This is a genomic window from Paenibacillus albidus, assembly GCF_014644435.1.
GTDB classification, from domain to species: Bacteria; Bacillota; Bacilli; order Paenibacillales; family Paenibacillaceae; genus Paenibacillus_AQ; species Paenibacillus_AQ albidus.
This window is the reverse complement of sequence record NZ_BMKR01000009.1, coordinates 168,417-184,187: the sequence shown is the minus strand read 5'-3', so window position 1 is coordinate 184,187 and position 15,771 is coordinate 168,417. Positions and strand designations below refer to the sequence as shown.

The 15,771-nt window shown below is 47.9% G+C and carries 16 protein-coding genes; all 16 read left to right on the top strand.

Features of this window, described 5'->3' with window-relative positions; genetic code table 11:
• Window positions 1-84: 84 nt before the first annotated feature.
• The gene (gene topA, locus IEY53_RS13135; protein WP_189025542.1) at window positions 85-2,184 is read left to right on the top strand and encodes a type I DNA topoisomerase; all 2,100 of its coding nucleotides are present in this window, start codon (window positions 85-87) and stop codon (window positions 2,182-2,184) included.
• A 27-nt stretch (window positions 2,185-2,211) separates the two neighbouring features.
• On the top strand, window positions 2,212-3,582 hold the full coding sequence (gene trmFO, locus IEY53_RS13130; RefSeq protein WP_189025540.1) for an FADH(2)-oxidizing methylenetetrahydrofolate--tRNA-(uracil(54)-C(5))-methyltransferase TrmFO: 1,371 nt from the start codon (window positions 2,212-2,214) through the stop codon (window positions 3,580-3,582).
• Window positions 3,583-3,617: 35 nt separating this feature from the next.
• The gene (gene hslV, locus IEY53_RS13125; RefSeq protein ID WP_189025538.1) at window positions 3,618-4,160 is read left to right on the top strand and encodes an ATP-dependent protease subunit HslV; all 543 of its coding nucleotides are present in this window, start codon (window positions 3,618-3,620) and stop codon (window positions 4,158-4,160) included.
• Window positions 4,161-4,197: 37 nt separating this feature from the next.
• Window positions 4,198-5,601: an ATP-dependent protease ATPase subunit HslU gene (gene hslU / locus IEY53_RS13120; protein ID WP_189025536.1), complete on the top strand. Its 1,404-nt coding sequence runs from the start codon at window positions 4,198-4,200 to the stop codon at window positions 5,599-5,601.
• Window positions 5,602-5,977: 376 nt separating this feature from the next.
• Window positions 5,978-6,385 carry a flagellar basal body rod protein FlgB gene (gene flgB, locus IEY53_RS13115; protein ID WP_189025534.1) on the top strand — a complete coding sequence of 136 codons (408 nt, stop codon included), beginning with the start codon at window positions 5,978-5,980 and terminating at the stop codon, window positions 6,383-6,385.
• Between the two features lie 6 nt (window positions 6,386-6,391).
• Entirely contained in the window at window positions 6,392-6,838 is a 447-nt protein-coding gene (flgC, locus tag IEY53_RS13110; RefSeq protein WP_189025532.1) for a flagellar basal body rod protein FlgC, read from the top strand.
• A 32-nt stretch (window positions 6,839-6,870) separates the two neighbouring features.
• A complete protein-coding gene (fliE, locus tag IEY53_RS13105; protein ID WP_189025529.1) occupies window positions 6,871-7,182 on the top strand; it encodes a flagellar hook-basal body complex protein FliE in 312 nt (103 codons plus the stop codon).
• Window positions 7,183-7,216: 34 nt separating this feature from the next.
• Window positions 7,217-8,806 (top strand): flagellar basal-body MS-ring/collar protein FliF, encoded by a 1,590-nt coding sequence (gene fliF / locus IEY53_RS13100; RefSeq protein WP_189025527.1) that lies wholly within the window; start codon window positions 7,217-7,219, stop codon window positions 8,804-8,806.
• Window positions 8,807-8,810: 4 nt separating this feature from the next.
• Entirely contained in the window at window positions 8,811-9,827 is a 1,017-nt protein-coding gene (fliG, locus tag IEY53_RS13095; protein WP_189025525.1) for a flagellar motor switch protein FliG, read from the top strand.
• On the top strand, window positions 9,820-10,668 hold the full coding sequence (locus tag IEY53_RS13090) for a FliH/SctL family protein (protein ID WP_189025523.1): 849 nt from the start codon (window positions 9,820-9,822) through the stop codon (window positions 10,666-10,668). The genes fliG and IEY53_RS13090 overlap by 8 nt, the downstream gene beginning before the upstream one ends.
• Window positions 10,649-11,974 carry a flagellar protein export ATPase FliI gene (gene fliI / locus IEY53_RS13085; RefSeq protein ID WP_189025521.1) on the top strand — a complete coding sequence of 442 codons (1,326 nt, stop codon included), beginning with the start codon at window positions 10,649-10,651 and terminating at the stop codon, window positions 11,972-11,974. Before IEY53_RS13090 ends, fliI begins: the two co-directional genes overlap by 20 nt.
• Before the next feature lie 9 nt (window positions 11,975-11,983).
• Window positions 11,984-12,427: a flagellar export protein FliJ gene (fliJ, locus tag IEY53_RS13080; protein WP_189025519.1), complete on the top strand. Its 444-nt coding sequence runs from the start codon at window positions 11,984-11,986 to the stop codon at window positions 12,425-12,427.
• A gap of 18 nt (window positions 12,428-12,445) precedes the next feature.
• Window positions 12,446-13,390 (top strand): MotE family protein, encoded by a 945-nt coding sequence (locus IEY53_RS13075; protein ID WP_189025517.1) that lies wholly within the window; start codon window positions 12,446-12,448, stop codon window positions 13,388-13,390.
• A gap of 24 nt (window positions 13,391-13,414) precedes the next feature.
• Window positions 13,415-14,857, top strand: coding sequence for a flagellar hook-length control protein FliK (locus tag IEY53_RS13070; RefSeq protein WP_189025515.1), 1,443 nt, complete (start codon window positions 13,415-13,417; stop codon window positions 14,855-14,857).
• 20 nt (window positions 14,858-14,877) lie between these two features.
• Window positions 14,878-15,372 carry a flagellar hook assembly protein FlgD gene (flgD, locus tag IEY53_RS13065; protein WP_189025513.1) on the top strand — a complete coding sequence of 165 codons (495 nt, stop codon included), beginning with the start codon at window positions 14,878-14,880 and terminating at the stop codon, window positions 15,370-15,372.
• Window positions 15,369-15,752, top strand: coding sequence for a TIGR02530 family flagellar biosynthesis protein (locus tag IEY53_RS13060; protein WP_189025511.1), 384 nt, complete (start codon window positions 15,369-15,371; stop codon window positions 15,750-15,752). The genes flgD and IEY53_RS13060 overlap by 4 nt, the downstream gene beginning before the upstream one ends.
• Window positions 15,753-15,771 lie beyond the last annotated feature (19 nt).

The following is a 15,771-nucleotide window of genomic DNA, read 5'->3' as shown; positions in this document are numbered from 1 at the left end:
TCAAGTGTGTGCTCTGGGACAGGTTTTGTTCGTGACAAGCTTTCCAGAAGCATATGGTTGCCAAACTTTTAGGAGGAAGAACCTATGGCGGATGCATTAGTTATTGTCGAGTCGCCGGCAAAAGCGAAGACAATTGGCAAATATTTAGGCAGTAAATATATCGTAAAGGCTTCGATGGGCCATATTCGGGATTTGCCGAAAAGCCAGATTGGCGTCGAAGTGGAAAATGAATTCAACCCGAAATATATCACCATTCGCGGTAAAGGCTCCATCCTGAAGGAACTGAAGGATGCCAGCAAAAAAGTGAAAAAAGTCTATCTGGCGGCTGACCCGGATCGCGAAGGAGAAGCTATTGCCTGGCATCTGGCCCATGCGCTGGATTTGGATCAGACCCAGGAATGCAGGGTTGTTTTTAATGAGATTACCAAACAAGCGGTAAAGGATGCTTTTAAGACACCGCGCAAAATTAATATGGATCTTGTGAACGCCCAGCAGGCAAGACGTATCCTGGATCGGCTGGTAGGCTATAAGATCAGCCCCCTATTATGGAAGAAAGTCAAAAAAGGCTTGTCTGCCGGACGGGTGCAATCGGTTGCGGTCAAGATTATTATGGACCGGGAGAATGAAATTTCCGCATTTGTGCCTACCGAATATTGGAGCATAACCGCGAGGCTCGGCATTAAGGATTCCTCTTTTGAAGCCAAGTTTCATAAGCTTGACGGCGTAAAGAAGGAGTTGAATCAGGAGAGCGATGTTCAGGAAGTCCTGGAAGCTATCAAAAACGCTGATTTCAAAGTCAAAGAAGTCAAGGAAAAGGAAAGACAACGTCATCCTTCCGCCCCGTTCACCACAAGCTCCCTGCAGCAGGAAGCAGCCCGCAAGCTGGGGTTCCGTGCCGCTAAGACGATGTCCGTTGCGCAGCAGCTGTATGAAGGCGTGGAGCTGGGTAAAGAGGGGACCGTAGGTTTGATCACCTATATGCGTACAGACTCCACCCGGATCTCGACCACAGCACAGGATGAAGCCAAGGAATTGATTGCTGCTAAATACGGCGAGAAGTTCGTACCCGAGACGCCGCGGCAATACTCCAAAAAAGCAGCGGGCGCACAGGACGCCCATGAAGCGATCCGCCCTACTTCAGCCTTGCGGGAGCCCGACAAGGTTAAGGAGTTTATGAGCCGGGATCAATTTCGTCTGTACAAATTGATCTGGGAACGTTTTGTTTCAAGCCAGATGTCCTCTGCGCTGCTGGATACGCTTTCGGTGGATATCACTGCCGGCACGGCCATCTTTAGGGCTGTAGGCTCGAAGGTTTCGTTTCCCGGTTTTATGAAGGTGTATGTGGAAGGGAACGATGATGGAACCACGGATGAAGACAAGTATTTGCCGCCTCTTCAAGCGGGAGATGATTTAAATAAACAGGAAATCGAACCGAAGCAGCACTTTACACAGCCGCCTCCGCGTTACACGGAAGCCCGGCTGGTTAAGACGCTGGAAGAGCTGGGGATAGGGCGTCCAAGTACGTATGCACCAACCCTGGAAACCATTCAGAAACGCGGTTATGTGGCGATTGAAGAAAAGAAGTTCATGCCTACTGAGCTGGGCGAGCTGGTCATCGAGCAGATGGAGCAATTTTTCCCCGAAATCCTCAATGTGGAATTCACCGCGAACATGGAAGGGGATCTTGACCATGTGGAGGAAGGCGAACAGAATTGGGTGAAGGTTCTGGCCGAATTTTACGGGTCTTTTGAGAAAAGGCTGGTGTTTGCCGAAGAGGAAATGAAAGAGATCGAGATTGAAGATGAGGTCTCTGATGAGCTCTGCGAGAAGTGCGGCAAACATCTGGTATACAAGCTGGGCCGTTTCGGTAAATTTTTGGCCTGCTCCGGATTCCCGGAATGCCGGAACACCAAGCCCATTGTGAAGGATATTGGCGTCAGCTGTCCGAAATGCCACGAAGGCAAGGTCGTAGAACGCCGAAGCAAAAAAGGACGTGTCTTCTACGGCTGCGATCAATACCCGGGCTGTGATTTTGTTTCCTGGGATAGACCCTCCACTAAGCCATGTCCTTCATGTGGAGCCTGGATGATCGAAAAACGCAATAAACAGGGAACGAAGCTGCAATGTACGGCATGCGATCATACCGAAGCCGTTCTGGAAAATGAAGATGAACTGGCAGAATAACAGTCTTAAGCAGGAGGAAATAAGAACGTGACGGATAATACAGCGAAAGTAACAGTAATAGGTGCAGGACTTGCAGGGAGCGAGGCGGCATGGCAAATCGCCTCTCATGGTGTTCCGGTCAGATTATATGAAATGAGACCTGTCGTAAAAACACCGGCACATCATACGGATCAGTTTGCCGAGCTGGTATGCAGCAATTCCTTGCGTGCCAATGGTTTGGGCAATGCGGTTGGTGTCTTGAAGGAAGAAATGCGCCGCCTGAATTCGCTGGTGCTGGGAGCAGCCGACCGCAACGCAGTTCCGGCCGGGGGTGCACTTGCCGTAGACCGAGATGGATTCTCCGGAGAGATCACAGGTACACTGCATAATCATCCCCTTGTGGAAGTTATAAATGAAGAATTGACACATATACCGGAGGAAGGGATCGTGGTCATTGCGACAGGCCCGCTCACCTCACCGTCCTTGTCGTCAGAGATTAAAGCGCTGCTTGGCGAAGAATATTTTTACTTCTACGATGCCGCAGCACCTATCGTCGAGAAGGATTCCATCGACATGAACAAGGTATATCTGGCTTCCCGGTACGACAAGGGAGAAGCGGCCTATTTGAATTGTCCGATGACGGAAGAAGAATTTGATGTTTTTTATGACGCGCTGATTTCTGCAGAGACAGCTGCGCTTAAAGATTTTGAGAAAGAGATTTATTTTGAAGGCTGTATGCCCATCGAAATTATGATGAAGCGCGGCAAGCAGACCGCACTGTTCGGGCCGATGAAACCGGTTGGTCTGGTGAATCCTCATACCGGCAAGCTCCCCTATGCCGTAGTACAGCTTCGCCAGGATAACGCTGCCGGGACTCTCTATAATCTGGTCGGCTTTCAGACCCATTTGAAATGGGGGGAGCAAAAGCGGGTGTTTTCGTTAATTCCGGGTCTGGAAAATGCTGAATACGTGCGTTATGGTGTCATGCACCGCAATACCTTTATCAATTCTCCTAAGCTCTTGCAGCCTACTTATCAAATGAAAGGGCGCGAAAGGCTGTTCTTTGCCGGTCAGATGACCGGTGTGGAGGGTTATGTGGAATCTGCGGCTTCGGGCCTTATTGCCGGGATTAACGCTGCGAGAGCCGCGCTCGGTCAAGAGGGACTGATTTTTCCCGAGGATAGTGTACTGGGAAGTATGCCTGCATACATTACCTCTGCCGACCCGGAGCATTTTCAGCCGATGAATGCGAATTTCGGCCTGCTGCCCAAAGCGGAGAAAAGATTCCGGAGCAAAAAAGAAAAAAATGAGCTTCTGGCCCACCGTGCACTGGAGAGCATTGCCGGGTTTGCGGCTCGCACAGGGCTTGCTTATGCAGAGCCGGAGGTTAAGGAAGAGTCAGGCGAGAATCAAGAGTAAAACTGCATTTTTTATACAAAGGAGGCACTGCAATTATGGTTCCAAGCTTTCATGCGACTACAATATGTGCTGTAAGACATAATGGCCAGGCGGCGATAGCCGGGGACGGCCAGGTTACTTTTGGAGAAAGTGTCATCATGAAGACGACAGCCAAAAAGGTTCGCCGCTTGTACAGAGGACAGGTTATCGCCGGATTTGCCGGTTCGGTAGCGGATGCGATCACGTTGTTTGAGAAGTTCGAAGGCAAGCTTGAGGAGCATCACGGTAATCTGCAGCGGGCCGCTGTTGAGCTTGCCAAAGACTGGCGGCAGGACCGGATCCTGCGCAAGCTCGAAGCGTTGATGATCGTTATGGATAAAGAAGGCATGCTGCTGATCTCCGGTAACGGTGAAATTATCGAACCCGATGACGATGTGCTTGCCATTGGCTCCGGCGGCAACTTTGCCCTGGCTTCCGGCCGTGCGCTGAAACGCCATGCTGCAAGCATGAGTGCGGCGGATATTGCCAGAGAAGCTTTGCAGATTGCGTCTGAAATCTGTGTGTATACGAATTCCAATATTATTGTTGAACAATTATAGGCAATAGTTGCCACAAGAAGAGATGGAGGAATACACGATGGTGAATCAATCGCTTACGCCCCGCCAAATTGTAGCTGAACTGGATAAGTATATTGTAGGTCAGAAGCAGGCCAAGAAGTCGGTTGCAGTCGCTCTCCGCAACCGCTACCGGCGCAGCCTGCTGGCCGAGGAACTGCGCGATGAAGTGGTTCCGAAGAACATTTTGATGATTGGCCCAACAGGCGTCGGGAAGACCGAAATTGCCCGGCGGTTGGCTAAGCTTGTCAACGCTCCTTTTATTAAAGTGGAGGCTACCAAATTTACCGAGGTCGGTTATGTGGGGCGGGATGTGGAATCCATGGTCCGCGATCTGGTGGAGACAGCCATACGCATGGTCAAGCTCGAACGCACTGAGAAGGTCAAGGACCGCGCCGAGGAATTGGCTAATGAGCGGATTGTCTCCATCCTGGCGCCTTCCTCCTCCAAAGGCAAATCCCAACGGAATCCCTTTGAGATGATCTTTGGCGGAAATGGCGCAGGTCAGGAAGAGACAAAGGAAGATACGGAGCAGGACGGAAGCTTGAGTGAACGCCGTCGGGGGATTAAGTTCAAGCTGTTGGCGGGACAGCTGGAAGATGACGTCATTGAAATCGACGTGGAAGACACTGCACCTAACATGCTGGATATGTTTGCAGGCCAGGGCAACGACCAGATGGGCATGAACATGCAGGAAATGTTCGGGAGCCTGCTGCCTAAGCGGACCAAGAAACGTAAGCTGCCCATACGGGAAGCACGCAAGGTGCTGATTCAAGACGAAGCAGCCAAGCTGATTGATATGGACGATGTGATCCAGGAGTCCGTAGCACGCGCCGAGCAGTCAGGCATTATTTTCATTGATGAGATTGATAAAGTGGCCAGCCAGGGCAAGGGTTCAGGACCGGATGTCTCCCGTGAGGGCGTTCAACGCGATATCCTGCCTATTGTTGAAGGCTCTACAGTGATGACGAAATATGGCCCTGTAAAGACGGACTACGTCCTGTTTATGGCCGCTGGGGCTTTCCATGTCGCCAAGCCTTCAGATCTCATTCCCGAGCTGCAGGGGCGCTTTCCGATCCGTGTAGAACTGAGCAGTCTTACTTTTGAGGATTTTGTATCTATTTTGACTGAACCGGAGAATGCTCTAACCAAACAATATGTCAATTTGCTGCAGACCGAGAATATTGAGGTGCAGTTCCAGAAGGAAGCCATTCACGAGATCGCCAAAATAGCAGCTTCGGTTAATCAGAATATGGAGAATATTGGGGCGCGGCGTCTGCATACGATTTTGGAGAAGCTTCTGGAAGATCTATCTTTTGAAGCTCCCGAATTAACTTTGGATACAATGGTTATCACTCCGGAGTATGTCCGCGAGAAATTATCCGGAATTGCCCAAGACCGTGACTTAAGTCAGTATATTCTCTAAAGGACCTACTTCAGTATAGTTCTAATTTAGGTAGTTAGAATTAGAAATGTATCGTTTGCTGCCGAAAGATAGGAATAAAAAAGCAGAAATTGTTTTTAAAGAGAATATTTTGGAAAAAGAATGTAAAAAAATAGAAATACCATGCTTTAAGCCCTCTCTTTTCTGAAAAGATAGGGCTTATTTCTTATTGTAATAATATACAAATTCTAAGAGAATCAATGTATGTGAGATTGACATTGGATTTATCCGCTGACAACTTTCGACCTATATTCGCAGATATAGTATGATTTTTAGCTTTTCTTGTCGAATCTAGAAGGAATTGTGGAAGGTTATGTGGAATTTTAATCATTAAGATCGCTTTGGAAGGAGGATTTCCGTGGGATTGCTGAATAGTGTCAGTTTTCAACGATTGCAGGGAGGCATTGAAGCTGCCAATAAACGACAAAGCGTTCTGGCGAATAATGTTGCCAACCAAGATACACCCAATTTCAAACGCTCCTATGTTTCATTTGAGAGTATTCTTCAGCAGCAGGAGAATGGATTGGAATCGCAGCTTGGCGCTAAAGTAACGGATACGCGTCATTTTCAATTTGGGCAAAGTTCTGTTGTGCCAACCGCAGTGGTCAATACTGATGAAACAACTTCTATGAACAACAACGACAACAACGTGGATATTGACCGGGAAATGTCGTTAAGTGCCGAAAATCAGCTCAGATACAACTCTTATGTAGGACAATTGAATAGTCAGATTTCAATGATGCGAACTGTGATTGAAGGGAGATAAGAAGCAATGAACTTTGGAAGCAGCTTTGGTATAAGCGCCTCCGCTTTAACAGCCCAGCGGCTGCGGATGGATGTGATTTCATCCAACATCGCCAATGCAGAAACAACAAGGGCTTCGGTAGTCGACGGCAAGGCAGTGCCCTACAAACGCAAGCTTGTTGTGCTAGAGGCGACAGAGAACGACAAGTTCTCGAATATACTACACTCCAAAATGAATGGCAGCAGTGAAGGGGTTAAGGTCCAATCCATCATAGAGGATTCATCTCCGCTGAGACCTGTCTACAATCCGAGCCATCCCGATGCGGATGAAAGCGGATATGTATATATGCCAAATGTGGATGTCACTAAAGAAATGGTTGATATGCTGTCAGCATCCCGCTCCTATGATGCCAATGTCACAATGCTGAATGCAACGAAGGCTATGGTAAGCAAAGCATTGGAGATCGGCCGCTAGAAGCAAGTATCTAACATCTGGGAGGTAACAAGTTGATACAGAATTTGACTATTGGAGCACAAGCAGTACAGCCCCTCGGGTTAAAAACGCCAGGCGAACAGCCCGGGTCCACTCCGGCAGATTCGATGCAGAGCTTCGGTTCTTACCTGGAGAATGCATTGAATCAAGTGACTGCCCAGGAACAGCAGGCGAAGGATATGACTAACAAGTTCATCCTGGGAGAAGTAAATATTGATGAAGCGATGATTTCTTCCCAACAGGCGTTGCTGAGTTTGCAGCTGACTACACAAGTCCGGAACAAGGTAATCGAAGCCTATCAAGAAATTATGAGAACTCAGATCTAATTATTCCTAGCTTAGTTTCGGATGGGGTGACACTGTGAATGAAAGATTGGCCCAGTACAAGGAGAAAATCCTCCAGTATTGGAACAGATTCAGCGGCCGACAGAAGATTCTATTCTTCTCCACGCTGGCTATAATTATCATCATTATATCGGTATTGACCGTACAGCTTTCCAAAACAGAATATGAAGTCGCATTTCAGGATTTGGACAGCACAGATTCTGCTGCAGTAATGACTCATCTGGATACCTCAGGCATCCCCTACAAATTGAGCCCGGATGGAAAAAGTATTTCGGTTCCAAGCACTGAAGCCGCACGGATTAAGGTGGACATCGGTTCCCAGGGGCTGGTTCAAGGTGGTTCCATCGGGTATAAAGTATTTAACGAGAACTCGTCGATGATAGGTACAACAGACAGTGAGTTTGACGTCAAATACAACAATGCTTTGAATGGTGAAGTCGAGCAACTCATGAGCCGCATGCAAGGGATTAAAGAGGCAAAAGTGCTTATCAATTTGCCTAAAGAAACTGTTTTTGCTTCTCAGGCCGATCAGGAACAGGCCTCCGCATCCGTGGTGCTCTCTTTTGAACCGGGATTCAGACCTTCTCAAGAGAATATAGACGGTTACTTTAACCTGGTGAAGACGGCAGTGCCCAATCTGCCCATCGATAACATTACTATCGCCAACAACGAGATTGAGCTAATGCCTACTGCCAAAGGTGGTCAAGCAGGCGTATCCAATCAGGTTGAAGAGAACTTCGCTCTACAGAAAAAGTTCGAGGAAGACGTCAAAAAGGACGTGAAACAATTCCTCAGCACTCTTACCGGTCCGGACAAGGTCGACGTGCTGGTATTTTCTAAGTTGAATTTTGACAAAGAGAATCGGAAGGAAGATCTCGTAACGCCGGTTGATGAAGAGAACATGAAAGGGATCGAAATCAGTTCTCAAATCATCAGCAATACCTATTCGGGTCAAGGAAGCACTGCTGGTGGGGTTGCCGGTACGGGCTCACAAGATGTGACGGGTTATCCTTCAAATACTGATTCAGGCACTTCTACTTCGGAGGAATCATCGGAGACGAGGAACTACGAAGTGAATCGTATAACTAGGGATATTATAGCCAGCCCGTATTCTGTAAAAGATTTAACCATTAATGTTGCGGTTGAACCACCTTCCGGAGAAAATTCTTTAAATGATGCAACAACGGATGCGATTGAGAACATTTTGGTGAATATCGTACGTGCATCTCTTGCCGATTCAGGTATTAATTATACAGACGCTGATTTGGCGAAAAAAGTTTCGGTTTACTCACAGCAATTTGGCAGTGAAGCATCTGATAACGCACCTGGTGGTCTTGCAACATGGATGATTTGGGCCATTGGAGCGGCTGCGTTGCTGGTGGGAGCCGGAGTTGGATACCTTATCTACCGGAGCCGCAAAAAGGCTGTGGACGAGGAAGATGAAGAAGATATTCCATTGCAGGTTCCGACTGAGTTTCCTTCCATTAACCTGGAAAGCGTGACGAACGACAGTCAAGTCCGCAAGCAGCTTGAGAATCTGGCCAAGAAGAAGCCGGATGAATTCGTAAATCTGCTGCGTACATGGCTTGCAGACGAACAGAGGTGAGGTAATGGCAAAAGCTAGTCAGGTGGTACTTAGTGGTCGCCAAAAAGCAGCAATTCTGCTTATCACACTAGGGCCCGAGGTATCGGCACAAATTTTCAAACATCTGAGAGACGAAGAAATCGAGCAGCTAACGCTTGAAATCGCGAATGTCCGCAAAGTGGACAGCGTTGAGAAGGACTCCATCATGGCGGAGTTTCATCAGATTTGTCTCGCTCAGGAATATATATCGCAAGGCGGCATCAATTACGCCAAAGAAATATTGGAAAAAGCACTTGGCTCGACCAAAGCGCTTGAAGTTATCAACCGCTTGACTGCTACCTTGCAGGTTAGACCTTTTGACTTTGCGCGTAAAGCGGATCCGAATCAGATATTAAACTTTATCCAAAATGAAAATGTTCAAACCATTGCTCTGGTCTTATCTTATCTGCAGTTTGAACAAGCAGCAGTGATTCTCTCTTCATTACCGCAGGAGAAACAGGCGGAAGTAGCTAGAAGAATCGCAATCATGGATAGCACCTCACCTGAGGTTATCACTCAGATTGAGCGGGTTCTGGAACAAAAGCTTTCTGCTACTGTGACTCAGGATTATACAAATGCGGGCGGTATCGAGTCCATTGTACAGATCCTGAACGGTGTAGACCGCGGAACCGAAAGAACCATTCTCGATTCCTTGGAAATTCAAGATCCGGAGCTTGCCGAAGAAATCAAGAAACGGATGTTTGTATTTGAAGATATCGTCAATGTGGACAATCGTTCCATTCAGCGTATTATCCGCGATATTGACAATGCCGATCTGCAGCTTGCTCTCAAGGTGGCAAGCGAAGAAGTGCGGGATGTTATTTTCCGCAACATGTCCAAACGGATGGCAGAGACATTCCGGGAAGAAATGGAATACATGGGCCCTGTGCGGCTGCGTGATGTAGAGGAAGCACAGACCCGCATTGTGGGTACGATCCGCAGACTGGAAGAGTCTGGTGAAATAATCATCGCCCGTGGTGGAGGAGATGACATCATTGTCTAAGCTGATCAAACACTCCCAATATGTTCCGGTGGATGTTCTGAAAAGGCTGGAGCAGGCCCGGTATTATGCCGGGCTCACTGAGAATTCTGCTTCAGAGGAAGCTGTGGGAGAAATCCATGTTCAGGATCACGCCCGTGAAGCTGCGGAAGAAACCCGTAAGCAGATGCTCAAGGATGCACAGGAATTTGCGGAAGAGCAAGTTAGGAATGCCTCGCTGGAAGCGGAGACGATTGTGGAGTCAGCACGGGCAGAAGCGGAAGAATGGTGGCGGCAACGCCGGGAGCAGGATGAGCATCTGGTCGAAGCTGTCAAATCCGAGGCGTTTCAGGAAGGGTATCAGGAAGGCGTCTCGCAGGCTGAAATTGAAATGAGGCAAAAAATCTCCGAGATGATGGAAGAAGCAAGAACGGTATTACAAGAGGCTTATAAAGCAAGAGAGGTTATTATTCAGGAAGCGGAGCCCTTTCTGGTCGAGTTAAGCTGTGATATTGCCGAGAAGATTGTGGACAGGCAATTGACCGTTGAGCCCCAGTTTGCGATGGAGTTAATCCGTAAGAATCTGGCCCGTAAACGCGAGCAGGGATTGATATCCTTATGCGTATCACCCGCCCAGTTCACCTTTGTCAATGCGGCACGTGAAGAACTTGCACTTGCGGTGGATTCGCAGGCCGAGCTGCAAATTTTACCGGACTCGACGGTAAGGGACCTCGGTTGTGTAATCCGCTCTTCCTTTGGAAGCATAGATGCCCGCATCGATACCCAGCTTGCTGAAATCAAAAAAGAGCTGGTTAGGATCGCATTGGACACCGAGGAGCACAGAAATGGAGAAGAGGATGCTTGATAGCAGACGTTACAGAGAACAGTTGCGGAATTTCGATCCGGTAAGAATCAACGGTAAAGTCACCCAGGTTATTGGTCTGATGGTTGAGTCGGAAGGACCTGATGCGAGTATCGGCGATGTCTGTTACATCTATCCAACGAAAGGCAACAAACCTCTTCAGGCAGAGGTTGTTGGATTTCGCGATAACAAAGTACTGCTTATGCCGCTTGGAGAATTACAGGCGATAGGTCCCGGCTGTGATGTCGTAGGGACAGGCAAACCGCTGAGCGTACAGGTCGGATCCGAGCTGCTGGGGAAAATATTGGATGGTTTGGGTCAACCGCTTGACGGTTCCCTGATCCCGGCCCGGATGCCGCACAGTTCAACCTTTAATATCCCGTCCAATCCGTTAAAACGTCCGCGGGTACATGAACCGATCAGTATTGGTGTAAGAGCGATAGATGGACTCCTGACTATAGGCAAAGGCCAGCGTGTAGGAATCTTTGCAGGTTCGGGCGTCGGAAAAAGCACACTCATGGGAATGATCGCCCGAAATACTGCTGCTGACGTAAACGTCATTGCACTGATTGGAGAACGGGGCAGAGAGGTCCTTGATTTTATTGAAAGAGATCTTGGCCCTGAGGGCCTGCAGCGTTCTGTTGTCATAGTGGCTACCTCGGATCAACCAGCTCTGATACGTATCAAAGGGGCGCTGATTGCAACAACAATCGCTGAGTATTTCCGGGATCGGGGACTTAACGTCATGCTGATGATGGACTCGGTTACACGGTATGCCATGGCTCAGCGGGAAGTGGGACTTGCAGTAGGTGAACCGCCTGCAATGAGAGGGTATACCCCTTCCGTTTTCGCAAGTTTGCCCAAACTTCTGGAACGGGCCGGAACCGGTCCGACCGGCTCCATTACCGCTTTTTATACAGTGCTCGTTGACGGTGACGATATGAATGAACCCATTGCAGATGCGGTCCGGGGGATTCTGGATGGACATATCGTACTGAATCGGAGCATCGCCAATAAAGGCCATTTTCCAGCCATCGATGTCCTTGCCAGTATTAGCCGTGTTATGAAGGATATTGCTCCAGAGGACCAGATTGAGGCTGCCGAAAATGTGAAACGGCTCATGGCCGTCTACAAGGATTCGGAAGATTTAATTAATATCGGGGCCTATCAAAGAGGTTCCAATGCCCATATTGATGAGTCCATCCATTATATCGACAGTATTTGGGAGTTCACCAAGCAAAAAGTGAATGAGAAAGTGACGCTGGCTGAAGTCCAACAAGCATTAATTAATCAGTTCTCTAGGAGTTGATTCTGTATCGTGAGATTTCATTATACTTTTCAAAAAGTGGTAGATTTGAAGGGCAACGAAAAAACACAGGCTGAATGGATGCTCTCAACTGCCCTTGGAGAATTGCAGGCACAGGAAAGAAGCCTTGAAGATTTGACTGTTCAACGGAGTGCGATGATCACCTCCTTACAGAATGCGACTGAACAAAAAACACCGATGTCGAAGATTCGTGAAATGCAGGAGTATGTTGATTATCTGGATAAATGCATAACACGCAAACTTCAGGATATTAATCTGGCACATAGAGAGGTCCAGAAAAAGCAGGATCATCTCAACACAAAAATGCTCGATGAAAAGGTTTGGCTGAAAGCAAAAGATAAAGCCTTAAACCTGTTTCAGCAAAATATGATTTTACGGGAACAAAACGAACTGGATGAGATAGCTACCGTCCGCTTCGCGATGAAATCCCTCTAACACGGGAGGTTTCCGCTAGTGGCTAATAATGATGTGGAATTTGAAAAGGAAGAGTCAACGGGGAAATTGGAACGGTTTTTATTTTTAATGATTCCGATCATATTTACGCTTGTGCTGCTTGGAGTCCTGCTAACCCTTTTTAATATGGACATTCGCAATAATGTGCTTCAGGTTGCGAACAAGATCCCTATTGTCGAGAAATGGGTCCCCGACCCGCCCGGTGATCCGGCTGCCGATCCCAAGGACCAAGAGGAAAAGCAGGAAGCAAGCTCTGAGACAACGATTAAAGAGCTAAAGGCTCAATTGGCGGAGAAGGAAACAAGTCTTAAGAAAGTAACTGAAGAGAAGGCAGCCAAAGATGCTGAGGTTCAGGCACTGCAGACGACTGTCGAAGATATGAAGGAAGAAGCCAAAGCCGCCGAGGAAGCCGTTCCGGCAGAAACAGAAGACGACTACCAGAAGCAGGTTAAGGATTTGGCCAAGCTATATGGCGGAATGAAAGCTTCCAAAGCAGCGCCTATAATGGAGAATTTAACCACCGAGGAAATGGTTCAAATTTTTAGTGTAATGAGTAATGCAAGTAAAATGGCCATTCTGGAAAAAATGGACACCAAAAAAGCTGCTGAAGTGTCAATAAAGCTAAAGGAAAACACCACTTCTACCGATATGGCTATTGCAGCCCTTCAATCCCGGTTGAAAAAAGATGCGGGGACAACAACAACCGCAGCGGCTGCGACAAGCGCCAATCTGGATAAGGAAAAGTTGAACCAAACCTTCACGTCCATGCCGGCAGCCAATGCAGCTTCCTTGCTTGGGGAAATGTACAAGATTAGTCCGGATAAGGTGATTACCATCATGAATACGGTCAGTGACACGGTGCGTTCCTCTATATTGGGGGAAATGACTCAAAATGACCCGGCTCAAACAGCAAAAATTGTCAATCGTTTAATGGGTGGTAAATAGATTTTGAGAGGAGGTGAAAAATAGATGAGTTTAATTGTACAAACACTTTCAAATGCAAATGCGTTGCCAACTACCGGGGCTACTGGTACGACCACCGGTGCGGTGACTGGAATTCCTTTTGCCCAGACGCTAGTGCAGATTATGGGTGCAGACACCGGTAAGGCAGCTGCCGCCCCTTTAATGGGAAATCTGGCATCCTTGTTGCAAGGTCTGCTGAGTCAAGTTCAGACTGCGAGTGAAGGGGAAGAGGGCAAAGAGGCTTCCAAAGCCGATCTCCTTAAAGATCTGACCCAAGATATCGAGCTGCTCGATGACAAAATCAGCAGTGATCCCGTTATGCTTGAAGCATTGCAAAGCTGGCTGCTGGAAGTATCATCACTGTTGTTGACAAGTGGGGGACAAGCAACTGAAGGTCTGTCCTTTATTGCTCAGAATCCGGAAACTATTCGCTTTGCTGTACAAGATGAACTAAACAGTCTCGTAACCCTCGTTCAGAAAGCTGCTTCCGAAGGTAATGAGGAGCTTACAGCCAAGGGAATTGCTGTGCTGAATAATTTCCCGGCATTCCTGGAACAGAAGCCGGCGGTGGCAGAGAGTAGAAACAAGGCGAAAAATGCCAATGGGACCGATTCCACGAATATGTCTGTAGTCCAAGTTACCTCGAGTGAAGAGAACGTTGAGGAAAAGCCCAAAATGGTGAATTCCTTAAATGTACGAACTGACTTGGCTGCTTCAAAAAATGAACTAGCTGTATCGGCAAATGCTTCTACTGAGAAAGCCCTGACGGATACGGAAGTTACTGCACCTTTGAGTAATAAAACAGCCGCCACGGTTGAGATGGTTAAGGGAACTGCTGTTCAAGATGAGGTTACGCCTCAAATCGGCTCTGGTTCGGATGAACAAGAAGTGGTAACTGCAGGTCAATTAATCATGCGTGAGGGAATCACTGCTCCATTAAAAGCAGAAGTTCGGCAAGTACCTGTTCCTGTTCAACAATTTGCCAATGAGATGAACAGTTTTATAACTGGTAAGCTGGAAATTGTTAAAAAGGGCGGGGTTGCTGAAGCGATTATCACTTTGTTCCCAGAGAATCTTGGGCAAGTAGATGTGAAGATTACAATGCAAAATGGCCACTTAGTAGCTCAATTCCTGACCGAGCATGCCGGAGCCAAAGACTTGCTTGAGCAGCAAATGAATCAGCTAAGAGCTGCTTTGCAATCTCAAGGTCTGCAGGTTGAAAAATTGGAAGTGACACAGAACAATACGCCTCTGCAATCCCAGTTTGGCCAGGAAGGACGACAGCCGGGTGCTGGGGGACAAAAGCAGGACAGACGTTCCAAAGAGCGTGGCGAGGAAGCAAGTGAGGCAGTACTTACCGCAGAGCTAAGTGGTGAATGGAAGGAATGGGTAACAAACGCACAGCAGGAGGCTTCTAATCAAGGCGGATCCTTTTCTGCGAGAGCTTAACAACAAGTGAGGTGAATGATATGACGAATACGATTCCAGTATCTAGCAGCGACCAATGGAATTATGAGGTGAAGGATAACTCCACCAGCAAAACAACCGGAAACTCAACTTTGGGGAAAGACCAGTTCCTGAAGATCCTGATTACACAGCTGCAGAATCAGGACCCCATGCAGCCTATGGAGGATAAAGAATTTATCGCCCAAATGGCCCAGTTCTCTTCAGTAGAGCAGCTGATGAATATATCTACCCAACTCACGGCAATGAATCAATCCCTTGGTGCTGTATCCGGACTGATCGGCAAGGATGTGACCTGGACAGATGTTGCTACCAAGCTGCCGAAGTCAGGTACAGTTGGCTCTATTGTGATAAACAGTGGCATTCAGTATGCAGTTGTAGGCAGTGAACGGATTGCCTTAACGGACATCACACAGATTCAGGATGCTGCCGTGGACAATAAAGCAAACGGAGAGCCTGTAACCTCAGAGGAACAGGGAGAGAGCGGTGCAACATCATGAATGAGAGGCTGACCATAGGCCAATTATATCCATCGTCCGTTCACCCATCGGTACTCAAGCGCCCGGCAGCTGCGAAGGGCTCGAATGTGCCCGAAGCCTCCTTTGAAAGCCTGCTGCATAAAAATATGCTCAAGTTCAGCACCCATGCCGCCAAACGGCTGGAGCAAAGAGGCATTGAGCTGGGCAGCAGCCAATTGGATCAGATATCTTCGGCTGTGGACAAAGCAGCAGCTAAAGGAAGTAAGGAATCTTTAATCTTAATGCATGACATGGCTTTGATTGTGAGTATACCCAATCGTACGGTTGTAACCGCTATGGATGGGAAATCCATGAAAGATAATGTATTCACGCAAATAGACAGTGCTGTTATTATTTCTTGATCCGGCCGGTCCTAACGGA

What these genes read in the sequence shown, in the direction of transcription:
- topA (WP_189025542.1), top strand. Translation starts at nt 85, where the DNA reads ATGGCGGATGCATTAGTTATTGTCGAGTCGCCGGCAAAAGCGAAGACA.
- hslV (WP_189025538.1), top strand. Translation starts at nt 3,618, where the DNA reads ATGGTTCCAAGCTTTCATGCGACTACAATATGTGCTGTAAGACATAAT.
- hslU (WP_189025536.1), top strand. Translation starts at nt 4,198, where the DNA reads ATGGTGAATCAATCGCTTACGCCCCGCCAAATTGTAGCTGAACTGGAT.
- flgC (WP_189025532.1), top strand. Translation starts at nt 6,392, where the DNA reads ATGAACTTTGGAAGCAGCTTTGGTATAAGCGCCTCCGCTTTAACAGCC.
- fliG (WP_189025525.1), top strand. Translation starts at nt 8,811, where the DNA reads ATGGCAAAAGCTAGTCAGGTGGTACTTAGTGGTCGCCAAAAAGCAGCA.
- fliI (WP_189025521.1), top strand. Translation starts at nt 10,649, where the DNA reads ATGGAGAAGAGGATGCTTGATAGCAGACGTTACAGAGAACAGTTGCGG.
- IEY53_RS13070 (WP_189025515.1), top strand. Translation starts at nt 13,415, where the DNA reads ATGAGTTTAATTGTACAAACACTTTCAAATGCAAATGCGTTGCCAACT.
- flgD (WP_189025513.1), top strand. Translation starts at nt 14,878, where the DNA reads ATGACGAATACGATTCCAGTATCTAGCAGCGACCAATGGAATTATGAG.
- IEY53_RS13060 (WP_189025511.1), top strand. Translation starts at nt 15,369, where the DNA reads ATGAATGAGAGGCTGACCATAGGCCAATTATATCCATCGTCCGTTCAC.